The sequence below is a fragment of the Streptococcus mitis genome, from assembly GCF_003942965.1.
In the GTDB taxonomy this organism is placed as follows: Bacteria; Bacillota; Bacilli; order Lactobacillales; family Streptococcaceae; genus Streptococcus; species Streptococcus mitis_BH.
On record NZ_RJOG01000046.1, the window covers coordinates 1 to 4,471 of the forward strand.

A 4,471-nucleotide genomic window follows, 5' to 3' on the forward strand; every position below is an offset into this window, starting at 1 on the left:
ATACAAAAATTACTCCATAATCCGAAACATATTTTTTCTCTTCTGGTCGTTGTTCTACCGTCGAGTCATAAATAGTTAAGCTAGCAATTTGCCTTCCAACCCATTTGGAAAGAGAGTCTTCATTTACCTCAAATCGTTCCTGAGCTCTTTGTGCAAAATGATCCGTCCATGTATACTGTGGTGCATAAGAAAGTCCCATACTCTTTCTCCTCTCAGTGATTATTTCTTCAAGACTTCAAAAAGTAATTCAACTCCATCAGAATATACAACTACCTTGTCTCCTTTATTGAGACAACCATTGATGATTAACTCTGACAATGGTGTTTCAACTAATTTTGTAATACCTCTCCTAATTGGGCGAGCGCCGTTTTCAGGATCATATGTTTTTCTCGAAAGTAATTCGATTGCATCTTCGGAAAATTCCAGTTCATAACCACTATCCTTAATGATGTTTATTTCTTTTTCAAGTAATAATTTTGTAATTTGAAGAATTGATTCTTCCGTAAAAGGTTTAAAGGTTACAATTTCATCTATACGATTTAATAATTCTGGACGGAAAAAGTTTTGAACAGCTTCCATTGTCTGTTCTCGGATGGTTTGTTCAGATTGTTCTTGTGTTTCAACTCTTGAAAAACCAACCTTTTTATCTTTTTTAATGGCATTTAAACCTAAATTAGAGGTTAAAATAATAATCGTATCGGTAAAATCAACTTTTTGTCCCATAGCGTCCGTTAGGATACCATCATCAAAAACTTGTAACATTAAATCATAGACTTTAGGGTGAGCTTTTTCAATCTCATCCAATAGCACAACTGCTTTCGGATTTCTTTTAACAGCATTTGTTAAAACTCCCCCTCGACCAAATCCTTTGTAACCTGGAGGAGCACCAATTAATTTTGAAACTTCATGTTCTTGTTGGTATTCTGACATATCCAATCGAATAAGATCCTCTACTGAACCTGTTAGCTCTTCTGATAATATCTTTGCTGTTTCTGTCTTACCTACGCCACTAGTACCTAGGAACAAAAAGACTCCGATAGGACGTTTAGGATTTCTAAATCCTGTTTTTGAACGAATTACAGCTTCTGCAATCGAATTTGTAGCATCTGATTGACCAATAACTTTTTCTGCTAAAGTATTTTTTAAATTGGAAAGACGAAGTAACTCTTGTCCCTCTGCTTCTTTGCCAACCTTCATGTCTTGTTTCTTAACTTCAATACCTGCTTTTTGTTCTACTGCTTTTTTTATATCAACTTTTGAAATTTTAAGCTCATAATTACTAACAGTTAAGTTATTACGAGCTTCTAGAAATTCACTAAGTTTATTTTCAAGTCTTTCTCTTATTTCTTTTACAACCTCCTCATTGTATTCAATAGACTGCGCTTTTTCCAATTCTTCCTTTAACTCACTGACTTCATTTTGGTAATCTCTAATTAGAGTAACTTCTTGTTTAGCTTCAATACGGACCAAAGCACCGGCATTATCAATGATTGTAAAGGCGGAATCGGGAAGTTTTTCTCCTTTTAAATACTTCTTAGCAAGTCTCACCGCTAGTTCAATTGTATCTTGCTCAAAATTTACATGATGAAAATTTTCATATGCAGGTGCTATTGTCTCAACAATTTTCACTGTATCTTCGATACTTGGTTCCTCTACAATTACTTTTTCAAAGCGACGTACAAAAGCAGTGTCACCTGAAACATATGTATTCCACTCTGACGGAGTGGTTGCTCCAATAATTCGAAAATCTCCTCGTGCCATTAAAGGCTTGAATAAATCTGTTAAATATTTGGCTCTTCCTAACATATGAATTTCATCAACAAACAAGATAATATCTTTTTCCCGCTTTATTTCTTCTATGAATTTATTGATACCTTCACTTGTATAACCATTCAGTGTTGCATTCAGATCATTTAAACTAAACTGAAGTATTTTCTTACCCTTCAGAGATAAAACTTCATCTCTAGAGATACGCATAGCAATACCGTCTACAATAGCCGACTTACCAACGCCTCCATCTCCTAGTAGTACTACATTGTTTTTATCTCTACGTGTGAGGGCAATCTCCACTTTTCGAATCTCATCATCACGTCCGACAACCTCCATTAACTCTCCATTACGAGCCTTCAAAGTGATATCCGTAGCTATATCATTTAAAAGAGAGTAATCTGGATTTGATAATTTAGAGGAGATATGTGCTGCTCGTTTTTCTTTGCTGGCCCTATCTCTCTCCGCTTTTCCATCTGTTAGCACCCGGAATCTAAACCATGAATTTGTAAAAACATCTAGCAATCCATCTTCTGAGTAACTATTTCTACTACTTAACAAGTATTGTTTGTAAATCAATTGATTTGCATTTGTTTCCTGCTCTTGGGAAATTCCTGTTAGAATCCAATAAGAATCAATGACACCATCGGGAGAATTTTGCAAGCGCATCTCTTCAGCAAAATCAAAGATAGATTTCATATATTCAGACATTGGAAATTCATCACACTCAGCAAAATAGTAGGAAGAGGGAGCTTCTTTTATGATTTCTACAGGTGAAGAAGTAATTTGATTATGGATTATCTTTCTTTTAGAAAAAGCTACTAATTCTTCGCTCTCAATAGTGGTACGAGGTCTACTTCCAATCATTTTTCCATTAGCAAATTCCTTTAACAATTTGCCTTTTGTTAAAGAATAATATCCTAAAGCATATCCTATTCCTGTATCCTGTACATCCAATAGACTGAACAGAATATCCTGACTCTCTATTACTTTATACTCTTTTTGAAGAATACGATCAGGCAATGCTTTCAAAGCAAGTTTTAATTGGCGACTAACTTTATATTTTACAGTATGATTTTTTGACATGTAATTTCCCCTTATAATAATCTTTTTAGTGCTTCCTTAGCATTTTCATCAAGACATAGTGATTCTGAATACTCACCCTTTACATGCCAAGCAAGAAAATTTCCGTCTGCTAAGTGTCTTAAATCTGCTAAAGATAGCGAAATCATTTCACCACCAAAATAATCATCATGAAACTCTTCTACTTCTTCTATATTTTTAAACCATTCTATTTGAAACTCAGATTTCATATAAAAGTTACCCATCTATTGTTACCTTCTTTCCTTATCTGTATCTCTATTATAAACGAAGAGGTAGACAAAAAATGTCTACCTCTTCATTTTTTATAATTTTTTAATGTTTTTTCAAGAGATTCTTGTATTTCTTTAATCAACTCTGGAGGATATAAAAGAGTTACTGCTTCACCTTGTCCTAGAATCCATCGTTTGAGACCTGGAGTGTCTTGACTTGTAATTTTTACTTTTATGTCATCATAATTCTCAGAAAGAATTTCATGCTCTGGAAACTGATCTAAAACAATTTCAGCATTTCCTTTATAGATTAAAGTAACATCAATTTTTCTTCCTTCAAAAGCATCTACTTTCTGATTTCGGACATCCCCATCTCTATACTTATACCCATATGAAATCTGTGGTTTCCTTATATGAGATTTACTAAAAGTCTCAATTCTATCAACACGAAACGTTGTATACTTTTCATGTTTCAAATGGTAAGCAACCAGATAAAAATAGTGGGCATCATAATAGAGAGAAACAGGAAAAATGATGTGGCTTTTAACATCTTTCAACGGAGCTTTATATTTTATGTCGAGCATTTGTTCACTACGAATAGCTTCCGACAAAATCCAAATTGTGTCGATTCTATCCTTATCATTAGTCAGTGACTTATACTTTAAACGCTCACTTTCAATAATGGCTTTTACATCATTTTGTTCTTCAATTGAGAGCAAAGATAGAAGGTTATCGAGCAATGATTTTAGTTCGGATTTGTTTAGTGCACGATTCTCCAAAAGAATTTTTGAGATTACCAAAATATCCTTTTTATTAAAAGTTGTTTTACCAATCAGACGATAGGTATTATCTGAAGTATCGAACTTTATCTCTGTATTTGATATAAGCTGATCTTGCAAAAAATTTTTTAAGGTACTCATATATCTTTGTACAGTCCTATAATCAATCCCATATTCATCACTTAATTGAGCTTTTGATAGCCTCTCGCCTGCTTGTAAACGGAAAAAGATTGTTAAAAGTCGTTCTTGTGGTTTCATCATTAGTCACCTGATTTTCCTGAACTATTTTTATCGATATCACCTCGGAGTAATACGTCAGAAATTTCCTTAAAAGCAGTTTGTTTTAGATTTTCAAAAATATCTTTATAAATTTTATAATTTTTAATTGAAATTACATTACCAGAAGTTATCCCTCCACCCTGTTGTCCTGTTTGACAATAAAAGAAATGAGATTCAAGATCTTGCAAATAATCGTCTTTTACTCCAACTTCTTTAAATATTTTTTTAAACAATTTCTCCCAAGCTCTGTCATATTTACGAAAAATAAATACTGGTTTATGAGGTTTCTCATTTGATTTTTCATAATCTCCTAAATGCTTATAGATTCTTCTT

Annotated in this window: 4 protein-coding genes and 1 pseudogene; all 5 read right to left on the minus strand. The window is 33.2% G+C overall.

All coding sequences use genetic code 11. From position 1 onward, the window contains the following. Positions 1-199, minus strand: a pseudogene (locus tag D8837_RS08920) (hypothetical protein); the annotation flags it as partial. 20 nt (positions 200-219) lie between these two features. Continuing rightward, complete coding sequence (locus D8837_RS08925; protein WP_185755702.1) at positions 220-2,853, minus strand: AAA family ATPase; 2,634 nt, start codon at positions 2,851-2,853, stop codon at positions 220-222. Positions 2,854-2,864: 11 nt separating this feature from the next. Continuing rightward, complete coding sequence (locus D8837_RS08930) at positions 2,865-3,095, minus strand: hypothetical protein (RefSeq protein ID WP_125447519.1); 231 nt, start codon at positions 3,093-3,095, stop codon at positions 2,865-2,867. Between the two features lie 71 nt (positions 3,096-3,166). After that, positions 3,167-4,117 carry a helix-turn-helix transcriptional regulator gene (locus D8837_RS08935; protein WP_125456833.1) on the minus strand — a complete coding sequence of 317 codons (951 nt, stop codon included), beginning with the start codon at positions 4,115-4,117 and terminating at the stop codon, positions 3,167-3,169. 2 nt (positions 4,118-4,119) lie between these two features. Beyond that, a partial coding sequence (locus D8837_RS09550) for a hypothetical protein (RefSeq protein WP_185755703.1) occupies positions 4,120-4,471 on the minus strand: 352 nt, incomplete at its 5' end.

Coding starts and splice junctions, on each gene's coding strand:
- D8837_RS08930 (WP_125447519.1), bottom strand. CDS start 3,095: ATGGGTAACTTTTATATGAAATCTGAGTTTCAAATAGAATGGTTTAAA.
- D8837_RS08925 (WP_185755702.1), bottom strand. CDS start 2,853: ATGTCAAAAAATCATACTGTAAAATATAAAGTTAGTCGCCAATTAAAA.
- D8837_RS08935 (WP_125456833.1), bottom strand. CDS start 4,117: ATGAAACCACAAGAACGACTTTTAACAATCTTTTTCCGTTTACAAGCA.